Genomic DNA, 21,100 nt, shown 5'->3' with positions numbered 1-21,100 from the left:
CGACCGGTACGGTTGCCCGGCAGTCACGACCGATCACGCCCGGGGGACCTCGATGACCTACCCGCCGCAGGGGCAATATCCGCCGCCGCAGGGGTATCCACCGCCTTATCCGCAGCAGCCACACCCGTACCAGCAGTACCCCCAGCAACAGCCGGGCTACCCGCCGCCGCCCCAGTTCCCGCCGTCGGGCGGATTCCCCCAGCAGCAGCCCGGTTTCCCGCCGCCGAACCTGCCCCCGAACCTGCCGCCGCCGATGCCCGCCAAGAACGGGGGCAAGCGGGTCGCACTGGGCGTCGTGGCCCTCGGCGTCGTCGGCCTGGTCGTGTTCGGGATCATGAACTGGGGCACGGGTGCCGCCGCGGCCGAGGCGGGCGACTGCATCAAGGTCGTGTCGGCCTCCAGCGCGGACGCCGAGAAGGCCGACTGCGGCAGCCAGGAGGCCGTGTACAAGGTCGCCAAGAAGCTGGACAGCTCGGCGGGCCAGTGCCCGAAGGGCGACTACACGGAGTGGACCAAGCGCAGCCGCCGCGACACGATGAAGCTCTGCCTGATGCTCAACGCCAAGGAAGGCGACTGCTTCAAGATCACCAGTGGCGGCGGCAACCAGACCGACGAACGAGTCCCCTGTGGCCCGTCCGCGCCGTACAAAGTGGTCAAGGTCGTCACCGGCACCGCCGACAAGTCCGCCTGCGGCAGGGGGAACGTCGCCGCGGTCTACTCGGAACCGGCGACCACCCTGTGCATCGCCAAGGCCTGACGGCTCGCTGAGGGGCGGTTCGTCCACCTCGGACGAACCGCCCTCGGCACACTCAGCCCGCGGGCGGGTTGAAGATCATCGAGTCGATGTTGACGTTCGCGTTCGGATCGAGCATCTTGTACTGCTTCATCAGGTCGACGGTCCGCTGCAGCCGGGTACGGTCCACACTGGTCGGGAACGTGCCGATGCGGACCAGCTGCGCGACCTCCTTGTCGATCTTGACGAACTTGGTCACCGCCTCCTCGACCTCGGCACGGTTACGGGCGGTCTCCGCCGCCCTGGTCACCGCGCGGCGGAAGGCCTCGGTGGTCTTCGGGTTCTCCGCGACGAACTTCGACATGCCGGTGTAGCCGGAGATCGGGAAGTTCTGGGTCGGGCCCTGTGAGGTGTCCAGGATCGGCACGGCGCCGATCGCCCGCGCCGCCTGGGTGACGAAGGGCTCCAGGATCACCGCCGCGTCGATCTGCTTGCCTTCCAGCTTCGACTGCATGTCCGGGAACGGGAACTCGACCCAGTTCACCGTGCTGTGGTTGACGCCCGCGGTCTCCATCGCCGACTTGGCGAGCAGGTCGGTGATGCTGTTCTTGGTGTTCGTCGCGATCGTCTTGCCCTCGAGGTCCTTCGGGGACTTGATGGCGGAGTCGCGCGCCACCATGATCACGAAGATGTTCTCGGCCGTCTGGTAGCTGTCGGCGACGAACTTGAACTCGCCGATGCCCTTGGCCTGCGACTGGAACACCGGGACGTACGCGCCGTAGGTGAACTGCAGCTCGCCGGACAGCAGTTTGGGGATCGCGGTGGCCGCGCCGGTCACCGTCTCCAGCTGGACGTCGAGTCCCTCTTCCTTGAAGTAGCCCTTCTGCGCCGCGAGGTGCACCGGGGTCGAGTCGATGATCGGCATCGCGCCGACCTTGATCTGCGTACGTTCGAGCTGACCGTTGCCGCCGCCACCGCTGCCACCGTCGTTCGATTCGCCGCCGAGGAGACCGCAGCCGCTCAGCGCCGCGATGAGGCTCGCGGTTCCCAGTGTGCTGATGACGGCCCTGCGGGTGTGAACAGGCCTACTGCCTCGTCCAAGCATCTGCTGCCTTATCTGAGAGTCGAGGATCTCCGAACAGAGGAAACGCGAGTGAGTCGATCGGGTAGAGCCCGGTACGCGATCAGTCACCTGACGTGTTTCTTGTGCGGTGTTTTATACACCATTCGGCGGGATTGTGGACAGGAGTTGATCGTGATCGCCCGCGCGTGACGACGTCCGCGCGGGCACGGTCCGCCGCGACCGTCTTTTTCCTGCGGAAGTGGCGTCTGACCTGGGCTTCTTTCGCGGGCTGCGGCAATCCGCCGCCGCTGTCCCTGTCGGATTCCGATGATCATTCTTCTCGGGTGGAAAAATATGACTATTACTCCGAGAGAGTCAGTTGCCGACCCGGTGAACGGTGCATTTCCCGGCCCTCGGTGCGTCAAATGGAGCACTGTGGACGGGAAATGCCTCCAGGGCATGCGCCCCGGCCGGGAGCCCGCAAAAAAGATCGACCGGCACGGGCTGGGCCCGTGCCGGTCGATCCGGGGTGACGTATGTCCTAGCGGCTGGTCTGCCGCGTCTGCTCCCGCTCGGCCTCGAGGAACCGCTGTGCCGCGGCCTCGTCCTCGGCGGCGCTGGAAGCCGGGCGCACGACCGGCTCCGGCTCGGCGGCCGGCTGGTTGTGCAGCAGCCGCGCGACCTCACTGCGCAGCGCCACGAAGTTCTTCGACTCGCGGGTGGTGATCTGGTCGCGCTGGGCGGGCAGATCCACGGTCAGGTCGGCCACGATCGACGCGGGCGACTTGGACAGCACCAGCACCCGGTCACCGAGGTACACGCTCTCGTCGATGTCGTGCGTGACGAGCAGAACTGTGCTCTCGTGCTCGTGCCGTACCCGCAGCAGCAGGTCTTCGAGCTCGAAGCGGGTCTGCGCGTCCACCGACGCGAACGGCTCGTCCATCAGCAGCAGCGAAGGCTGGCACGCCAACGCGCGGGCGATCGACACGCGCTGCTGCATACCGCCCGACAGCTGCCACGGGTACTTCGCACCCGCGCCGGACAGGCCGACCCACTCCAGTGCTTCCTCGGCACGCTTGCGGCGTTCGGCCCGTGCGACGCCCCGCGAACGCAGCGGGAACTCGACGTTGCCGCGCACCGAGAGCCACGGGAAGAGCGAGCGGCTGTAGTCCTGGAAGACCACGGCGAGGTCTTCCGGCGTACGGTCGATCTTGTCGCCGTGCAGCGACACTGTGCCCTCGGACGGCTTGATCAGGCCGGCGATGCAGCGCAGCAGCGTCGACTTGCCGCAGCCCGACGGGCCGACGATGCAGGCGAGTTCGCCCGCCGCCACCTCGAACTTCAGGTTCTGGACCGCGGTGTGCGCGGTCGGCCCGGAGCCGTACGTGTGCCGAAGGTCGGCGACTTCCAGCATTGGCGTCATGGGGGTTCAGCCTCCGGCTTTGACGGTACTCGGTTGCGCGTTACGGGTGGGTTGCCAGGAGAGCACGCGCCGCTCGAGTACCAGCAACAAACTGTTGAGGGCGTAGCCGAGCACGCCGAGCAGCAGGATGATCGCCCACATGTCGGTGTACTCGTACTGCCGCTGCGCGTCGACGAGCTGGGTGCCCATCCCGGTGGCCGCGCCGACCAGCTCGGAGATCACCATCAGCACCAACGACAGCGAGAGCGAGACGCGCAGTCCGGCGAAGATCTTGGGCAGTGCCGCGGGCAGCACCACCATGAAGATCCACTGACCACGCGGGATGCGGAACGACCGCGCGGTGTCGGTCTTCACCGCGTCCACCGAACGGGCGCCGTCCACCGAGTTGAGCAGGATCGGCCACAGCGCGCCGAACGCGATCAGCGCGATCTTCTGCGGCGACTCGATGCCGAAGATCACCATGAAGAACGGCAGCAGCAGCACCGGCGGGATCGACCGCAGGAACGCGAACAAAGGCCCGAAGTAGTCGACGCCGTGCTTGGACCGGCCGAGCGCGATGCCCAGCGCGATCCCGACGACCGCGGCGCCGAGCCAGCCGGTCAGCAGCCTGCCGATGCTCGGCAGGATGTGTACGAACACGTTGTCGTGCAACCAGAACTGCGAAGCCGGTCCACCGAGCCACAGCTTGCCCGCCGACTCGACGATGGAGACCGGCGTCGGGAAGAACTTCGACGCGCTCGCCATGGTCAGCAGCTGCCAGACCACCAGCACTCCGACGAACACGACCCAGCGCTGCGCGAAACCCCTGAGATGCGTCACTTGCCCGCCTCCACGGTGTTCCACTTGAACAGCACGCGTTGCAGTTTCAGGAAGCCGCCGTCGAGCAGGTAGCCGATCACGCCCGCCAGGATGGTGACCGCGAGGATCACGTCCTGCCTGCCGGACCCGCTGGCCCAGTCCAGGGTGAACTTCCCGATCCCGATCACCCCGCCGGCCAGGTACTCGACACTGATCACCACGATCAGCACGACTGCGCTGGCCAGCCGGACACCGGTGAAGATGAACGGCGCGGCGTGCGGCAGGCCCACGGTGAACATGGTCCGTGCCTTGCCCAGGCCGAACGAGCGCGCGGTGTCCAGCAGCAGCGGATCGATCTCGTCCAGCGCGTAGATGGTGTTGAACAGGATCGGCCAGATCGCGGCGTACACCGCGAGGGTGATCTTGGTCTCCACGCCGGAGCCGAGCATGACGATGATCAGCGGGATGATCGCGACCGACGGGATCGGCCGGAGGAACTCGATGATCACGCGGGTGGCCACCCGGACCGACGGCACGCTGCCGAGGATGAGCCCGGCGGGCACCGCGATCCCGATCGCGATGAGCAGGGCGAGCAACCAGGTCAGCATGGTCGCGACGAGGTCGGAGACGAAGTGGCTGCTGGTGCTGCTCGTGTCGGCGACGTTGAACGCCGGCCCGAACAGCTCGAACATCCGGGGGATGACTGTGGTGGGCGGCGGGATGTAGGTCTGTGGGAACAACCCGGTGAACGACCCGAGCTGCCACAGGGCGAGGATGATCACGATCCCCACCAGGCCGCGGAAGAACCGGATCACCCCGGTTCACCCACGCCGGCCGGCGAGGACGAGGGTGCGGCGTCGAGCGGCGACGCTGCGGAGATGAACACACCGAACTCCATGAGCGGTTGGAAGGCGGGTCACCCGGCGATGCCAGGGGGTCACTCTAAAGACTGACGAGCGTTTTCGACAAATTGCTCACGTTCCGTCAACCCGTGACGGTAGGGAAAACCGGCCGTTCGGCCTAGTCGGTCAGGAGCAGCGGGTTGCTCCGGCCGGTCGGGCGGGACTAGTGCGTGTGAGCCAGCATCGCGGCCCGGAGACGAAGAAGCCCGGGGGCGTGTGACCCCCGGGCTTGACATCCTCGTGCGCCTCACTTCGTGTTCGCGGGCTCCAGCAGCATCTTCGAGACGTCCAGCCGCTGGCCGATCACGGCGAACTCCTGCATCAGGTCGGCCACCCGCTGCAGCCGGATCGCATCCGCCCGCTCCGGGTAGTCCGCGATCGTCACCAGCGGCGCGGTCGCGGGGTCGATCTTGACGTGCTTGACCAGGATCGGTTCCAGCGCCGTGCGGTCCTTCTTGACGTCCGCGACGCCCTTGGCCAGCCCGCGCTGGAACGCGGCGAAGGTGTTGGGGTTCGCGCTGGTCATCTTGTTCAGGGCGGCCCAGCCGGACATCGAGATGTTCTGGGTCGGACCCGAGGAGACGTCCACGATCGTGACCGCGCCCTGTTCCTTGGCGGTCCTGGTGACCCACGGCTCGGCGACCACGGCGCCGTCGATGTTCTTGTTCTGCATCGCCGGGCCCATGTCCTGGAACGGCATCGGCACGAAGTTGATGCTCCTGATGTCCACCTGCTGCGAGCTGAGCACCGACATCACGCCGAGGTCCGAGATGGACCCCTTGCTGGTCACGGCGATCTTCTTGCCCGCGACGTCCGAGGGTTTCTTGATCTGCGAGTCCGGGGTGGCGACCAGGGCGAGGTGACCGGGCCGGGCCGCGTACGCGTCCGCCACGATCTTCAGGTCGGCCACGCCCTTGGACTGCGCGACGAACGCGCCCGGGTAGCTGGTGAAGGCGATGTCGATCTCACCGGAGATCACGCTCTCCACCGCTTTCGGGCCGCTGGCCACCACAATCGGTTCGACGTTGAGACCCTGCTCCTTGAAGTAGCCCTTCTCCACCGCCTGGTACAGCGGAGCGACGTCGACCACGGGTAGCAGGCCGACCTTGAGATTGGGCTTCTCGATCGGCCCGCCGGAACCCGAGCCGCCATCGCCCGGGTTGTTCGACGAGCCTTCGAGCGCACCGCAGCCGCTGAGCGCGGTCAACAGGGCGACGGTGGCAGAGATGATCGGGATCCACACGCGCGACCGGGTGTCGCCGCGTCTAGGCATTGCCTCTCCTCGAGTTCTTGCTGATGTGAATGTTTCGCAAGGTCGCTCCCCGACGTACCGGCGAGACTCTAGGCCCGCCAACTATCCGGTCACAATGGGTCGCCGCTCGGTTTCTCTTCGCCTCAATTGATCACTCGATGAGCGGAAAACACCGAATGGAGTAACCGTCTGCGTGGTCTGGCGGCACCTGTTGGCAAACATCCGGATCTGTCGCCTGTTGGAATCTCACCGGCTATGCCGGATCGGGCACTTCGATCGGCAACAGTGTGTTGATCATGAAGCCCTCGTCCGGAGCGTCGCTGGTCCCGTGGTGGTGTGGTCCGCGATCCGGTCGGCGCCGGGTGCGGCCGCCGATGAAACGATCTTGAAAAACCGGTGTGCCGGGGAATCCGGGGAAACCGCGTGCGATGTCCGTCCTCACCGCGTCGGCACAGGTCGGCCGGTTCCTTTCCTGTGCTCCGAAAAGGAGCGTGGCGAGCCGGTGTGTCCAATCCGGACGACGTCGGAAACCGCGGCCGAAGCGGACGGCGGAATCGTCAATTCGGATCGGTCGTGGTCCATTCCGGGTCCTGCCCGGCCTGCCCCGGGGCGGCGGCCGGGCCTGGCGCCGTGCCGCGTCTCGCAATGATCAACAGACGGGCGGCGGAACCGGTCCAGGGACTGCCTGAGTCGTCCGGACGCCGGGCGATCCGCATCCGGAAGTGTGAGAACCGACACCTTGGTGATCGACATGCATGCCCGGCCGGATGGGCCACGCCACACAGTCATGCCTGGTGTCGGTCAGGCTGACGGCCGGAAACTCGTACTCATCGTGACAATGGGGGCACGCACGGTTGTGCCTGCACCGGAAGGCCCTCTAATGGGTGAATGCATCCCGCCGAAGAGTGTATTTGGCCACAAAACGATCGTTCCGGTACACCTTGATCGGCCGCCGGTGGGACATGCTTCTCCAGTAAACCTCCCCGATAGGCTTACATCGGCGGATAGTTTTCGCTACCTTCTGTGCCCACAGTGAGGTGGAGCGCCACCGATGTAGTGAGGAGGCTGCCCGGACGCCGGGACGGCGGCACGAGCCGTCGATCCGACAGCCGGGAAGTCTTGAGGGGAACACCGTGGCCGCCGAGGACGACCCAGGTCGGGATGGGTTGACCTAGGTGGCCTTGGGCCGCGATGCTTCGCGCCGACGGTTTTCGACGCATGCCTGCGGGCGTGCGGCGGGCCGCCTGGTTCGAGGCTGAGTGGATGGGTGCCGCGAGCCGAACCGGCAGGTGAGGACTGGAGCTATGTGACCTGACGTTCGGTGTGGAACGAGACGCGCTCTCGTTCGGTGTCCTATCTCATTGCGGTAAATCGTCCGTTCGAGCTGGCCTTCCGGGTACCGGGCTACTGGCTCAAACGCAGGGAGTGTGCTGGGAGTGCCCGACCAGAACGCTGGGGTCGCAGGTAGCTCGGGGATCGGCCGCCAGGCTGTGCTGCCAGGCGGCGAGGCCGACACAGGCGCCAGGCCCCAAGGGACTCGCGCGCCCGGCGGGAAATCCGCCCGCGCCGGGTCGCCATGGCGCATGCGCAACTGGCGACTGCGCACCAAAGTCCTCGCGGTGCTGATCGTCCCGACCTTGACAGCGCTCGCGCTCGGAGGTCTGCGCGCGCAGGAGGACCTGCAGCGCGCCGACGACTTCCGCCAGACCGTCAACCAGGTGGACCTGGCCCGCAACGTCACCAGCGTCGTGCACGAGCTGCAGAAGGAACGCACGCTCGCGGTCGACAACGTGGCGCGGGGCCGGGATGCCGCCAGGGCGGAGCTGGACGATCAGATCAACCGGGTGAACACCGCCAGGCAGGCCCTCAGCGAGGCCGCCGACCGCGTGCAGACCACCGACGAGGCCGCCCTCGAGCGGTACAACCGTGGTCTTCAGCGGCTGGCCGGCCTCGACGCGCTGCGCCAGGCGGCCAAGGACACGCAGTACCCGCACCTCGCGGTCAAGGCTGCGTACACCTCGATCATCGAGGCCCTCGTCCAGCTGGGACGTGAGGTCAACACCGCGGTGACCGACCGGGACCTGCTTCGGCAGGCCACCACGGTGCAGTCGCTGTCGGAGACCAAGGAGTTCGCCTCGCAGGAGAACGCGGCGCTGCAGATCGCCGCCGCGGTCGACAACTTCCCGTCCGGCCTGCTGGACGAGGCACGGGCCGCCGAGGCGAGCTTCCAGGCCGCCCAGGCCGGGTTCCGGGCCAACGCCACCCCGCAGGAACTGCAGTTCTACTCCGACACCGTGTCCGGTCCCGAGGTCGACGACCGGGAGCGGATCAAGTCGACGGCGTTCAACAAGGCCGAGACGGCCAACCAGAGCGGCCTGGACATCGACACCGACGACCTGGCCAGGGACGGCAACGCCACGGTCGACAAGCTGCGCACGGTCGAGGACAGCCTGCTGAGCAACCTGCGGGACAGCGCCGACAGCCTGGCCACCGCGCGGACCAACTCGGCGTGGACGAACGCGGCCATCGTGCTGGCGCTGCTGATCGCCGCACTGGTGCTGATGGCGCTGGTGACCCGGTCGATCCTGAAGCCGCTGCGGGTGCTGCGGACCAACGCGCTGGACGTCGCCTACACCAGGCTGCCGGAGACGGTGCAGCGGATCCTGGCCGACCCGGACCCCGTCGCGGCGTCCAAGCACGCGGTCGAGCCGGTGCCGGTGTTCACCCGTGAGGAGACCGGTGAAGTCGCCCGGTCCTTCGACGCGGTCCACGAACAGGCCGTCCGAATGGCCGCCGAGCAGGCGCTGTTGCGTGACAACGTCAACTCGATCTTCGTCAACCTGTCCCGCCGGTCGCAGGCGCTGGTGGAACGCCAGCTGAACCTGATCGACCGGCTCGAGCAGGACGAGCAGGACCCCGACCAGCTGGCCAGCCTGTTCGAGCTGGACCACCTGGCCACCCGGATGCGGCGCAACTCCGAAAGCCTGCTGGTGCTCTCCGGCACCGGTCTGTCCCGTCAGCTGACGCGGCCCGTGCCCGCGGCGGACGTGGTCGGTGCCGCCGTGTCGGAGGTCGAGCAGTACGCCCGGATCGAGGTGCTCTCGGCTCCCGAGGTCGCCGTCCAGGGCCGTGCGGTCAACGACCTCGTGCACCTGATCGCCGAGCTGCTCGACAACGCGACCTCGTTCTCCGAGCCGGAGAAGAAGGTCACCGTCCGGATGGCCGCCACCCGCAAGAAGGAGCTGGCCATCCAGATCACCGACCAGGGTGTCGGGATGTCGGCCGACGAGATCGAGGCGGCCAACCGCCGCCTGGCCGACCCGCCGGACATGGACGTGTCGGTGACCCGGCGAATGGGCCTCTACGTGGTCGCGCGCCTGGCGCAGCGGCACAACATCCAGGTCCGCCTGCGCGACAACGAGGACATCGACGGCGGCCTGATCGCCCGGATCATCGTCCCGGCGTCGCTGATCCAGTCCTCGCGCGGCGTGCAGGGCACGAACCTGACCCCGACCGGCGGCATCCCGACGATCGCCCCGGGCATGGACTCCACGATGGGCGGCGCCACCGGCTCGATGGGCACGATGGGCGGGCAGCGCACGCCACCGCCCGCGTCCCGGCCCGGCGGCGGGATCGCCAGCGCCTTCACCGGCAGCCTGCCGAGGGTCGGCGGAGGCGGCACCGAGGACTCTTCGGACTTCGGCTCGATGCCTTCGTACCCGGCGCCTTCGTACCCGCCGGGCAACGAGAACGCGACGAACGGCAGCATGCCTGCCACCGGTGAATCCACCGCACGGTGGGCGCCGGACCGGCTCGACCCGCAGCAACACCAGCAGCAGGACGAACCGGCGACGCACGTCCAGCCGCTCCACCAGGAGCAGCCGGAACAACCCGCCGCGGCATCCCTGTTCGGCGACGCGTTCGCCGCGGAGAAGGCCGCACGCGAGGCGGCGAACCCCAGGCCCACGCCACCGCCACAGCCGGTGAACCAGGACCTGGACGCGCCGACCGAGCGCCTGCCGATCTACGAGGCGGTGCTGTCCCAGTGGTTCGAGGAGGGCGACAGCGACAAGCGCACGCCCGCCGCGTCCGAGCGTGGCCGCTCGACGACGTCCGCCGCTGACGCCCCGCTCCCGCGCAGGGAGCCGGCGACGCCGCCGCCTCCGCCAGCACATGTGGAAGCTATGAACGGCGACTCACCGCACGTCGAGAACCACCAGCCGGTCGTGGAGCAGCCGCAGGAGGCGGCTCCGCAGCCCGAGCCCCAGCCACAACCGGAGCCCGAGCCCGCCGCCCCGGCCCACGCGGCCTGGCAGTCGCCCGGCGACGAGGGCTGGCAGGCCGCGCAGGCGCTGGCCAAGAAGGCCCCCGAGGTGGTCACCTCGGCCGGTCTGCCCAAGCGCGTACCGAAGGCGCAGCTGATCCCCGGATCGGCACCGAGCAGGCCGACATCCACCCAGCAGCAGACGCAGCGCTCTCCGGCGCTGCCGCCGCGCTCGGCTGACGCAGTGAGAGGCAGGATGTCGAGTTTCCAGCAGGGGATCCGGCGCGGAAGGCACGCGATGGTCGATGCTTACGCTGGTGACCAGGATTCAGTCGAGAGCCGTCAAGACGAGGAGCAGGAGTGACGACCGCGACGACTAACCAGCCAGGCAGTTTCGGCTGGCTCATCACCGATTTCGTTCGGCAGGTGCCCGGAGTCGCGCACGCGGTGGTGGTTTCGGCAGACGGCCTGCTGCTGGCCGGGTCACAGGGCCTGCCCCGTGACCGCGCCGAACAGCTTTCCGCGGTGGCGTCCGGCCTGGTGAGCCTCACCCAGGGCGCCGCGAGGTGTTTCGAGGCAGGCGGGGTCAACCAGACCGTCGTCGAGATGGACCGGGGATATCTCTTCCTCATGTCGATCTCGGATGGGTCTTGTCTCGCCGTGCTCGCCGCGCCCAACTGCGACATAGGCTTGGTCGCCTACGAGATGACGCTTCTGGTCGAGCGAGTCGGCCAGCAGATGACGCCCGAACTGCGGGCGCAGCTGCAAGGCGCGCAGCGGAGATAGCCGGGTTTGGCGGGGTGAGAGCAGATGGCTAGAGGTCACCGAGCCTCAGGCGGTCGGTTCGGCGCGGACTTCTCCTATCGGGACTGGGCTTCCAGCGGGTTCCGGTTCGAGGAGCCAGACGCGAATGGCCCCGACGACGAGGACGTCGCGCCCGACGCGGCGGCCTATCACGAGCCCGATGAAGCGCTGGAGGAGCACGACCAACGGCTGCCAAGCCGGCCGGAGCGGAGGCAAGAGGAAATGCCGGAGCGAGGTTGGGAGGACCTGCCCGAGCACGGACTTGGGGATCCACCGAACAGGATCGACCTGGACGGCTACCGAGCGAGGTTGTTCGGTGGGCCAGGCGCTAGCCTGTACGGCGACCCGGGGGTGCCAAGGCAGAATGACTGGAACTCCGACCAGCTTCCCGCGGTGCCAGCCGCTACGGAGTGGGAGGAGCCGGTCAGGGCCGAGCCGATCGCGGAGACCGGTTCGCTGGTCCGGCCGTACACCAAGACAGGTGGACGGACACGATCCGACTACGACCTCGCCATCGAGGCACTGGTGTCCACCAGTGACCGTGGCAGGCTGCCCGAGGCGGCGGTGCTCCCCGAGCACAGGTCGATTTGCGGGCTGTGTCTCGACACGCGTTCGGTCGCCGAAGTCGCCGCGCACCTGCGGCTGCCACTCGGTGTGGCCAGGGTGCTGATCGGTGACATGGCGGGCATGGGGCTCGTGCTGATCCACCAGAGCGGCATGGTCGTCGGGGACCGGCCGTCGATCGAGTTCATGGAAAGGGTGCTCAGTGGGCTCCGCAGGCTCTAGTCCTCACAACCCGCGGGCCGTGGCGCGTCAGGCGACGACGTCCGCGAAAATCGTCGTCGCCGGTGGGTTCGGCGTCGGTAAGACCACGTTCGTCGGCGCGGTCTCGGAGATCGTGCCGCTGACCACCGAGGCGGTGATGACCGAGGCGAGCCAGGACGTCGACGACCTGTCGGCCACGCCGAACAAGGTCACCACGACGGTGGCGATGGACTTCGGTCGTGTTTCGCTGGACTCGGATCTGATCCTGTACCTGTTCGGAACGCCGGGCCAGCACCGCTTCTGGTTCATGTGGGACGACCTGGTCCGCGGCGCGATCGGCGCGATCGTGCTGGTGGACACCCGTCGTCTGGCCGACGCCTTCGCGGCGATCGACTTCTTCGAAGACCGGCAGCTGCCGTACATCGTGGCGATCAACTGCTTCGAGCGCGTGCTGCACCACCGGGTCGAAGACGTCCGCGACGCGTTGACGATCGAGCCGTCGGTGCCGGTGGTCACGTGTGACGCGCGGGATCGGGAATCCACCAAGGAAAGCCTGATCACGTTGGTGGAACACGCGATGCACCAGCGGATGTCGGCCCGCGCGGTCTGACTTGCTCTCCGCAGCGGCTGTCGCTCCGTGACGGGCGACAGCCGCTGCGGTGTGTCTGCTGCCGGTCGGTCCCAGGTTCTTCGGATCCGGCCGTGCCGCGTCCACGTCTCTTGAGATCACCGGCGACCGGCCAATCCGTACGAACGGTCCGTTCGCGAATCTGGTTGTCCACAACCCGCCGGTAACCCTTCTGACCAGCCCTTACCCCCGGTAGACTGGGTTCGGGGTCGCCCCCCGGGACAGGGCGGGGGCATGTCTGGGTGGCGAAAGGCATGTTCTGGGGGTGGGGCGTGTTCTGGAAGCCCTGTCGCGCCATGCGTTTCTGCCTGGATGGTGAAGGTAACGCCCCCTGAGCGGCGTTTCCGGAGGCGTCACCTTCGGGCTCAGCGGCCCAGGTACTTCTTCACGCGGTCTGCCGCGGCCTGTGCGTCCGCGATCGCCCGGGCCGTGTCGCCGACGACCTTGCCGTCCTTCTTCAGCGGCACACCGTTCACGAACACCCACTGGACGTTTGCGGGCTGCGCGTTGAACACCACCTGAGCCGCCCAGTCCACCTTGGGCGCGAAGTTCAACGCCTGCGTCTCGATCACCTGCAGGTCCGCCTTCTTGCCCGGCGTCAGCGAACCGATCTCCTTCTCCAGGCCCAAGACCTCGGCGCCGCCCAGCGTCGCCATCCGCAGCACGTCGGCCGGCGTGGGGTAACGCGCCGGATCAGTCGACTGGGCACGCTGCAGACCGACAGCCACCCGCATGTTGTTGAACATGTCCGAGGTGTCGTTGGTGCCGCCGTCCAGGCCCAGGCCGATCTTCATGTTGCGGGCCTTCATGTCCGGCACGCGGGCCACGCCGGAGGCCAGGCGCATGTTGGAAAGCGGGTTGTGGGCGACCCGGACGTCATGTGAGGCCAGTTCGTCCAGTTCCGCGTCGGTCATTTGGATGGTGTGGTTGGTGAGCAGGCCCGGGCGCAGCGCGCCGGCGCGGCGCAGGGCGTCCATCTGGCCGGTCGCCGGGTCCGCCTTGGACTCGTGCAGGTGGACGTTCAGCGGCACCCCGAGTTCTTTCGCCAGCTGTTCCGACGCCAGCGTGTTCTCGTAGTTCCCGGTCGTCGGATGCGTGCCGATCATCAGGCGCGCCAACGGGTTGGGGTCGATGATGTCCTTCTTCACCCGGCGGATCTCCGGGTCGATCGCCGGGTCCTTCCCGCCGGTGTACGAGAACACGAAGCGCTGCTTCGAGTCCACGAGCGCCTGCAGGTTGCCGCGAGCGAAGTCCGCGTTGAACGTGTGCGACCAGTCCGTCACAGTCGTCACGCCGGTCGAAAGGGAGTCCAGCGTCGACAACCGGGCGCCCGCGTAGGCGTCCGCGCCGTTCACGGGCGAGCCGTACAGCGGGAGGACACAACCGCCGAGCCAGCCGTTGAGTTCCTGGTCGGTCGCGCACCCGCGGATCAGTGACTGCCACAGGTGCGTGTGCAGGTCGACGAACCCGGGCATGACGATCTTGCCCCGGCCGTCGACCACTCTGGCGTTGTCCGCCTGTAGTCCCGGACCGACCGCGGTGATCGTGTCGCCCTCGATGAGCACGTCCGCGTTCTCCAGCGTGCCCAGCTTCGGATCCATGGTCAGCACCATGGACGCGTTGCGGATGACGGTCCTGCCGCCGCCCGCGGCTTCATCGACATCGTCCCGGCCGAAACCGACCAGGAACACCGTGCCGATGACCAACGCCAACGTCAGTACGAAGAGTCTCTTGGCCACGATGGAGACGGTAGCCACGCGGGCCCGGCCCTGCTCGCGAGTTCACGCACGGGTGAAACGTGCGCCAGGGCGTGTCAAACGGTCATCGCGCGGCCCTGTCGCAAGCCCGCTTCGGCGCTGGGAATCCGGCTCGCCGGGTCGAGCACGTTCGCGCCCATCGCGGCGATCGCGTCCTGGTCCGGGGAGATCACCTTCGCGTTCGGCGGCGGTGACAGTTCCGTGAGTGGCGCGATGATCAGGATTTCGTCGCAGTGTGCCACCAGGTCCGCGTTGTTCGACATCCGGATGCCGCCGTCCATGTAGCGCCTGCCGTTGATCGTGATCGGCGGGAACACCCCTGGCACCGAGCAACTCGCGGCCACCGCGGGCACCAGGTCCACACCGGACTCACGGGTGAACACCGTGCGTTCGCCCGAGCCGGTGTCGTACGCGACCACCGAGATGTTCCGGTCCGGCCACTGACCGGACGGCAGACCGGAGCCGATCACGCGCTGGAACGTCTCTTCCGGCATGGTCTCCGCGGCCAGCGAGAAGTCCGCCATCTTCCGCACCGCTTCCTGCTCGGGCAGGCTGTAGGTCTCGCCGAACAGTTCCATCAGCTTGCCCAGTTGCGGCGCCGGGCGCGGGCCGTTGGCCGACGGTGGCGCCGGTGTGATCTGCCGCTCGTACGCCTCGGCGAGCGAGATCTGGGTCACGGTCGCCGCGACGGCAGAACCGGCGGACGTTCCCACGATGACGTCGACATCGAGGACCGCGTCGCCGAGCCCGTACAGGATTCCGACCTCCCAGGCGATTCCGGCCACTCCGCCGCCGCCGAGTACAAGTGCGCGCATTCACCCATTCTGGCCATGCCAAACTTGATCTGTGCACCCGGTCATGCGTCTGATATCGCGTCGTCACGCGGACGGCAGCCGTCCCGGTTTCCGGGCCGACGGCTACCGCATCGCGCTGGCGATCGAGGGCGGCAGCAGCCGGGGGACGTATTCCAGCGGAATGGTCATGGCGCTGGAGGAACTGGGGCTGACCAGGTGTTTCGACGCCGTGTACGGCTCGTCGGCCGGTGCGTTGAACGGCGCGTGGCTGTTGTCGGGGCGGGCTTTGTCGGGAATGCGCGGCTGGTGGGACCCGGAGATCATGCGCCAGGTCATCAACCCGTGGAGATTCCTGCGCGGCAGACCCGTCGTCGACACGAAGTACTTGGTGGACACGGTCTACCAGGAACTCACGCCGATGGACTTCCCGGCGATCCTGGCCAACCCCGTCAGCTACCACCCGATGGCCACCGACGCGGAGACCGGCGACCCGGTGGACCTGCGCCCGTACATCCGCAAAGTCGAGGACCTGAAAACCGCGTTACGCGCCACCGCGTGCCTGCCCGTCCTCTCCGGCAAACCGGTCTTCCTGGCAGGCAGGCGTTTTGTCGACGGCGGTGTCGCCGAACCCCTGCCATTCCGGACAGCTCTCGCCAACGGTGCGACTCATGTGCTGATGCTCCGCACTCGCCGCGCCACCGAACGTCCCGTCAAACCACGCCGCACGCACAACATGATCGTGCCGCGAGCGTTGCCCGGCCTGCGAAGCGTGTGGGTCCAGCAGTACGCCCGGGACATGGCCGACGAACAGCTCCTGACCGAACTCCCCACGGTCATGTCGATCCGCCCGCCCACCGACGCCCCGACAGTGTCCGCTTTGGAGCGTGACCCCAAGCTGCTGCGCAAAGCCGTGATGCTCGGCCGCCAAGCAGTCCACGCAGCTCTAGCCTCGTGAGTGTTTATCAGGGTTAGAACACGGATAAACACTCACGAGTCTTCTACCAGGGAGACTGCGGTGATGCGGTGCAGGGCGAACCTGTGCGTTTCCGAGCGGGTCGAGTCCAGTCCTTCCACCACGCCCGCGCCGACCCGGATCGGCTCGATCACGCGCTGGCTCGCGGTTCCGTTCGCGTCGACGTATCCGATGTGCACGTTCCGCCCTTGCGTGACCGCTTCCTGGAGCAGCGCAAGGGTTGCGGACGTGTCCGCGCCGCCACCGCCTGCCAGCGCGACGGTCCGGCCGCGGCGCGTGCCCGCTGCCTTGTCCCCGGCGCGCATCGCGCTGACGAGATCGGCGAGCTGTTCCGGGCTGGCGGTTCTGGGCACTCCCGCGGGTTTCGGGCGTTGCCGGAGCGGGACACGCACCCCGCTCGGCCGCAGATCCATCAACCGGCCGTCGGAATCCTCGGCCGAGGGCGCGAAACCCGCGCCACGCAACTCTTCCAGCACGTCCGCCAGGGGAACCGGGCTGACCAGCACGCCCGGCGCGATCTTGCGCAGTTCCAGCCGTGCGCCCGCCGGGCTTGCCGCGACTTCGGCGAGCAAAGCCTCGTCGTCACAACGCAGGAACGACATCGCCGCGCCGCCACGCAACTGGCCGTGCCGCCGCGCCACGTCGTCGATCATGTACGTCAACGACTGCGGCACCGGCGTCCTGGACCGCGTCCGGAACAGCTCGTGCAGATCCGTCGACGTGCGACCGGCGTCCAGCGCACGCCGGATCGACGCCTCGCTGATCCGGTAAACCGTTGCGCCACCGGCGGATTCGACGTCCGCGACCAGGTTGATCTCGTGCCCGAGCGTCTGCTCCAACGGTCCGGGCGCCACGACCGTCAGGTCCGCCTGGACCAGGACGTGGTCGACCGGCTGCGGCATCGCGTCGGCCATGTTCTTGGCGGCGACCGCGGGACCGTCCTCGATCAGCGCCCGCGCGGCGGACGTGAGGGCGCCGAAAGCGACCAGGCCCAACGCCTGGGCCTCGCGAATCGTCCAGAACACCAGGTCGTCACGCAACCGCCCGCCCCGGCGCGGCGCCCGCCAGGCGAGCAGTCCGGCGAGGTCGTCCGGGGAGTCGACGCCGGTGCCCGGCTCGAACTCGCCGAGCGCGTCCAGCACGCGGCGGCGCGACGCCGGTGCCAGCGGCCGGCGCAGTTCCTCCGACAGCGGAGCGATCACCTTGTCCCGCAGGTCCTTGCTGCCCGCCAGGCCCGGCAGCCTCGGCAGATCCAGCCAGACCGAGGCCAACGTGGCCCACCGGTGCGGCGGGGTCGCGGCCAGCCAGACGTCCGCCTGGGTGGTCGGCGCCCACTGCGGTGTGGACGTGTCGGTCGCGATCACCAGCCCCGCCCCCAGCGCCAGCTCGGCGATCAGCGTGCACCGCACCTCGTCGGCCTGGAGCTCGCGGGCGAGCCTGCGGATGTCCCGGACACCGAGCCCGCCCGCCCGCAACACCGCGGGCGGTTCCCCGGACCACAACGCGATCAGCTTCTCGGTGTGCCGGATCAGCTCCATCGCCTCACCGGCGGCGGTGGCGTCCACAGTGGAAAGCTTGTGCGCGGTCGTCTGCACCGGCGGCGGGTTGACCTTGACCTGCCCCATCGGATGCGCGCCGCGCAGCGCCAGCCCGACCTGCCTGGGCAGCTCCACGGTCTCCGCGTCCAACCGCAGCAGCAGCCCGCGTGCCAGCAGCTTCTGCACCGGGGTCTCGGCCTGCTCCAGCGGCACGATCACGTTCGCGTCCCGGCTGCGGCCGGTCGGCTGGCCTTCGGCGAGCGTGGCCAGCACCTTGCGCTCCGGTTCGGACAGTTCCGCGATGACCGCCGTCAGGTCCCGGCCGTCCAGTTCGGCCGAGCGCCGTCCGAGCCCGCCGGGGAACATCCCGGCCGCCTCCCGCGCCGACGGCACCACGCTCAGCGCGTCGTCCGGGCCCCACACCAGTGCCAGTTCGGCCAACGTGTCCAAGGCCTCACGAACACGTTTGCGCGGCACCTTCGTGCCGAGCATCGCGGCCACCTCGGCCAGGGTGACCGGGCGGGTGTCGGCGTCACACAGCAGGAGGGCGTCGAGCACCGTCAGGGTGAACGTGTCCAGCGATTCGGCCGCGCGCGCGACGGACGCCCGGCTGCCCGCCCGGGTCGCGAGAACGGACGTGTCCGCAGGTATCGGCGTGGCCAGGTCCGGGCGTGCACCGAGCAGCCGGGCCAATGCGGCGTCGTCCCGCTCGCGCAGCCACTCGGTTAACGTGGAGACTGACACCCTGACCACGGTATACGCGCGTGCTCCGGCGCGTGCGAGGTCGGGTACCGTACGGGCGGATTTCCGCATCGAACAGCGGGCGAGCACTTCGAGGAGGAGTTCGGTGGCCAAGGTCAACCCGGAACGGATCGACCCAACCTGGCCCGAGAAGCCGGCGAACGCCGCACACCCGGTCAGTGAACTCGCGGCCGACATGCAAGGTGCGCTGTCGCCGTTCGGTGACGTGACCTTCCCGGTTCCGGTGGAGGAACTGGGCTACCAGCACCCGGTCACGGAGATCAACAAATAAATCGTTCAGTCGCGGGGAGCAAGTCATGCCAGTGCCCGGTCCTGGTTATTCGATCACCATCCGGGTCGAGGCCCCGCCGTCGGCGAGTGCCGCGGGCGACCTCACCTCGGCCGTCGGCCGGGTAGGCGGCGTCATCACGGCGTTCGACGTCGTCGAGTCGCATGCCGACCGCGTGGTCGTGGACATCACGTGCAACGCCACGTCCGCCGACCACGCCAACGAGATCACCGACGCGCTGGGTGAACTGCCCGGCGTCGCGGTTCGCAAGGTCTCCGACCGGACGTTCCTGATCCACCTCGGCGGCAAGCTCGAGGTGCACTCGAAGGTAGCGCTCCGTAACCGTGACGACCTCTCCCGCGCCTACACCCCGGGTGTCGCCCGGGTCTGCCAGGCGATCGCGGCGAACCCCGAGGACGCGCGCCGCCTGACCATCAAGCGCAACACCGTCGCCGTGGTCACCGACGGCTCCGCCGTGCTGGGCCTCGGCAACATCGGCCCGTCCGCCGCCCTTCCGGTGATGGAGGGCAAGGCGGTGCTGTTCAAGAAGTTCGCGGACGTGGACGCGTGGCCGGTCGTGCTGGACACGCAGGACACCGACGAGATCATCCGCACGGTCGAGCTGATCGCCCCGGCGTACGCGGGCATCAACCTCGAGGACATCGCGGCGCCGCGTTGCTTCGAGATCGAGGCGCGGCTGCGCGAGAAGCTCGACATCCCGGTGTTCCACGACGACCAGCACGGCACGGCGATCGTCGTGGTCGCGGCGCTGCGCAACGCGCTGAAGGTGGTCGGCAAGCCGCTGGACCAGTGCAAGATCGTGGTCTGCGGCGTGGGCGCGGCCGGGTCGGCGATCATCCGGCTGCTGCTGCACCGCAAGCCCGGCGACATCATCGCGGTCGACATCAACGGCATCGTCCACGCCGGCCGCGGCGACCTGGACTCGAACCTCGAGCAGATCGCGGCGCGGACCAACAAGGACGGTGTCTCGGGCAGCCTGCACGACGCCCTGGTGGGGGCGGACGTGTTCATCGGTGTCTCGGCGCCGAACCTGTTCGGTGCCGAGCAGGTCAAGACGATGGCCAAGGACCCGGTGGTGTTCGCGCTGGCCAACCCGGACCCGGAGATCGACCCGCTGGAGGCCCAGCAGTACGCGGCCGTCGTGGCCACCGGCCGCAGCGACTACCCGAACCAGATCAACAACGTGCTGGCGTTCCCCGGGGTCTTCCGTGGCCTGCTGGACGCGCACGCCCACACGATCACGGACTCGATGCTGCTGGCCGCGGCCGACGCCATCGCGGACGTGTCGGACGGCGACCGGATCAACGCCTCGTTCATCGTGCCCAGCGTGTTCGACGCGGCGGTCGCGCCCGCGGTCGCCGAGGCAGTCCGTAAGGCGGCGAACGAATCATGACCAACACGGCGCGGGTCATCACGGCCTCGAACCGGGCGGCGGCAGGCGTCTACGAGGACCGCACCGGTCCGATCATCGTCGACTGGCTGCGGGTTCGTGGCTATGACGTGCCCGCGCCGGTGGTCGTCCCGGACGGCGGTCCTGTCGCCGCGGCGCTGCGCGAGGCCGTCGCCGCCGGGGTGCACGTCGTCATCACGACCGGCGGCACCGGCATCACGCCGACCGACAGGACGCCCGAGGCCACGTCGTCGGTCCTGGACTACGAGATCCCGGGCCTGGCTGACGCGGTCCGTGCCGCCGGCCAGCCCGAGGTCCCGACCGCGGCCCTGTCCCGTGGCCTCGCGGGCGTGGCCGGAACGACCCTGGTCATCAACCTGCCGGGGTCCACGGGCGGTGTCCGTGACGGCCTTGGCGTGCTGGAGGGCGTGCTCGACCACGCTGTGGACCAGTTACGTGGCGGTGACCACGTCCGTCAGACCGGCCAGATCGTGCCCGCGAAGGTGATCCGCGCGGTCGTGACCGAGGAGACCCTCTCGGTCGAGGAGCACGCCTCGATCGTCGCCGAACGGGCCGCGGGCGCTGTGGTGTCGTTCGCCGGTGTGGTCCGTGACCACGACCGCGACAAGAGCGTTCGCGAGTTGTCGTACAGCGGCCACCCCAGCGCTGCCGAGGTCATCGAACGGGTCGCGGGGGAGATCGCCGCTTCCCGGCCCGGGTTGCGCGGGATCGCGGTCAGCCACCGGATCGGTGACCTGCAGATCGGCGACGTGGCCCTGGCGTGCGCGGTCTCCGCGGAACATCGGGCGGAGGCGTTCGCGGCCTGCTCGGACCTGGTCGACGAGGTGAAGCGGCAGCTGCCGATCTGGAAGCACCAGACCTTCACCGACGGCACCGACGAGTGGGTCAACTGCCCGTAACACCGCGGGCCCTCTTGGCGATTCAGTCATGTTCAGCCGGACCAA

17 protein-coding genes are annotated in these 21,100 nt (G+C 68.4%); 9 read left to right on the top strand and 8 right to left on the bottom strand.

The window, feature by feature from the left end; genetic code table 11:
* The first annotated feature begins 52 nt into the window (after positions 1–52).
* Positions 53–757 (top strand): LppU/SCO3897 family protein, encoded by a 705-nt coding sequence (locus GC106_RS37805; protein ID WP_173140516.1) that lies wholly within the window; start codon positions 53–55, stop codon positions 755–757.
* A 52-nt stretch (positions 758–809) separates the two neighbouring features.
* Here GC106_RS37805 and GC106_RS37800 read toward each other — a convergent pair whose 3' ends face one another.
* The 5 genes from GC106_RS37800 to GC106_RS37780 form a co-directional block, all read right to left on the bottom strand.
* Complete coding sequence (locus GC106_RS37800) at positions 810–1,838, bottom strand: ABC transporter substrate-binding protein (RefSeq protein WP_173140514.1); 1,029 nt, start codon at positions 1,836–1,838, stop codon at positions 810–812.
* Between the two features lie 499 nt (positions 1,839–2,337).
* Entirely contained in the window at positions 2,338–3,219 is an 882-nt protein-coding gene (locus tag GC106_RS37795; RefSeq protein ID WP_173140513.1) for an ABC transporter ATP-binding protein, read from the bottom strand.
* Between the two features lie 6 nt (positions 3,220–3,225).
* Positions 3,226–4,038: an ABC transporter permease gene (locus GC106_RS37790; RefSeq protein ID WP_312873203.1), complete on the bottom strand. Its 813-nt coding sequence runs from the start codon at positions 4,036–4,038 to the stop codon at positions 3,226–3,228.
* Positions 4,035–4,832, bottom strand: coding sequence for an ABC transporter permease (locus GC106_RS37785; protein ID WP_312873202.1), 798 nt, complete (start codon positions 4,830–4,832; stop codon positions 4,035–4,037). Before GC106_RS37785 ends, GC106_RS37790 begins: the two co-directional genes overlap by 4 nt.
* A gap of 334 nt (positions 4,833–5,166) precedes the next feature.
* Positions 5,167–6,192, bottom strand: a complete 1,026-nt coding sequence (locus tag GC106_RS37780) for an ABC transporter substrate-binding protein (protein ID WP_173140511.1) — start codon at positions 6,190–6,192, stop codon at positions 5,167–5,169.
* Positions 6,193–7,754: 1,562 nt separating this feature from the next.
* On the opposite strand from GC106_RS37780, the gene GC106_RS37775 reads away from it, so the two are divergent.
* Genes GC106_RS37775 through GC106_RS37760 form a run of 4 tightly spaced genes read left to right on the top strand, consistent with a single transcriptional unit; the run spans position 7,755 to position 12,614 of the window.
* Positions 7,755–10,799: a sensor histidine kinase gene (locus GC106_RS37775; protein ID WP_246367746.1), complete on the top strand. Its 3,045-nt coding sequence runs from the start codon at positions 7,755–7,757 to the stop codon at positions 10,797–10,799.
* Positions 10,796–11,221 carry a roadblock/LC7 domain-containing protein gene (locus tag GC106_RS37770; RefSeq protein ID WP_033390388.1) on the top strand — a complete coding sequence of 142 codons (426 nt, stop codon included), beginning with the start codon at positions 10,796–10,798 and terminating at the stop codon, positions 11,219–11,221. The genes GC106_RS37775 and GC106_RS37770 overlap by 4 nt, the downstream gene beginning before the upstream one ends.
* Positions 11,222–11,245: 24 nt before the next feature.
* On the top strand, positions 11,246–12,025 hold the full coding sequence (locus GC106_RS37765) for a DUF742 domain-containing protein (protein WP_173140509.1): 780 nt from the start codon (positions 11,246–11,248) through the stop codon (positions 12,023–12,025).
* Complete coding sequence (locus GC106_RS37760; protein ID WP_037254387.1) at positions 12,006–12,614, top strand: GTP-binding protein; 609 nt, start codon at positions 12,006–12,008, stop codon at positions 12,612–12,614. The genes GC106_RS37765 and GC106_RS37760 overlap by 20 nt, the downstream gene beginning before the upstream one ends.
* A gap of 383 nt (positions 12,615–12,997) precedes the next feature.
* On the opposite strand, the gene GC106_RS37755 is transcribed toward GC106_RS37760, so the two are convergent.
* Entirely contained in the window at positions 12,998–14,371 is a 1,374-nt protein-coding gene (locus GC106_RS37755) for an amidohydrolase family protein (protein WP_312873201.1), read from the bottom strand.
* A gap of 74 nt (positions 14,372–14,445) precedes the next feature.
* Positions 14,446–15,204 (bottom strand): patatin-like phospholipase family protein, encoded by a 759-nt coding sequence (locus tag GC106_RS37750; protein WP_173140507.1) that lies wholly within the window; start codon positions 15,202–15,204, stop codon positions 14,446–14,448.
* Between the two features lie 43 nt (positions 15,205–15,247).
* On the opposite strand from GC106_RS37750, the gene GC106_RS37745 reads away from it, so the two are divergent.
* Entirely contained in the window at positions 15,248–16,138 is an 891-nt protein-coding gene (locus GC106_RS37745; protein ID WP_217281447.1) for a patatin-like phospholipase family protein, read from the top strand.
* Between the two features lie 32 nt (positions 16,139–16,170).
* On the opposite strand, the gene GC106_RS37740 is transcribed toward GC106_RS37745, so the two are convergent.
* Positions 16,171–18,438, bottom strand: coding sequence for a helicase-associated domain-containing protein (locus GC106_RS37740; protein ID WP_173140503.1), 2,268 nt, complete (start codon positions 18,436–18,438; stop codon positions 16,171–16,173).
* Between the two features lie 103 nt (positions 18,439–18,541).
* Here GC106_RS37740 and GC106_RS37735 point away from each other — a divergent pair, with 103 nt between their 5' ends.
* Genes GC106_RS37735 through GC106_RS37725 form a run of 3 tightly spaced genes read left to right on the top strand, consistent with a single transcriptional unit; the run spans position 18,542 to position 21,055 of the window.
* Positions 18,542–18,727 (top strand): hypothetical protein, encoded by a 186-nt coding sequence (locus GC106_RS37735; RefSeq protein ID WP_173140501.1) that lies wholly within the window; start codon positions 18,542–18,544, stop codon positions 18,725–18,727.
* Between the two features lie 25 nt (positions 18,728–18,752).
* Entirely contained in the window at positions 18,753–20,138 is a 1,386-nt protein-coding gene (locus tag GC106_RS37730; RefSeq protein ID WP_173140499.1) for an NAD-dependent malic enzyme, read from the top strand.
* Entirely contained in the window at positions 20,135–21,055 is a 921-nt protein-coding gene (locus tag GC106_RS37725; RefSeq protein WP_173140497.1) for a molybdenum cofactor biosynthesis protein MoaE, read from the top strand. Before GC106_RS37730 ends, GC106_RS37725 begins: the two co-directional genes overlap by 4 nt.
* Positions 21,056–21,100 lie beyond the last annotated feature (45 nt).

This window comes from Kibdelosporangium persicum, from assembly GCF_013280595.1.
Taxonomy (GTDB): Bacteria; Actinomycetota; Actinomycetes; order Mycobacteriales; family Pseudonocardiaceae; genus Kibdelosporangium; species Kibdelosporangium persicum.
The sequence above is the reverse complement of the archived record's forward strand: the minus strand, read 5'-3'. Positions and strand labels throughout refer to the sequence as shown.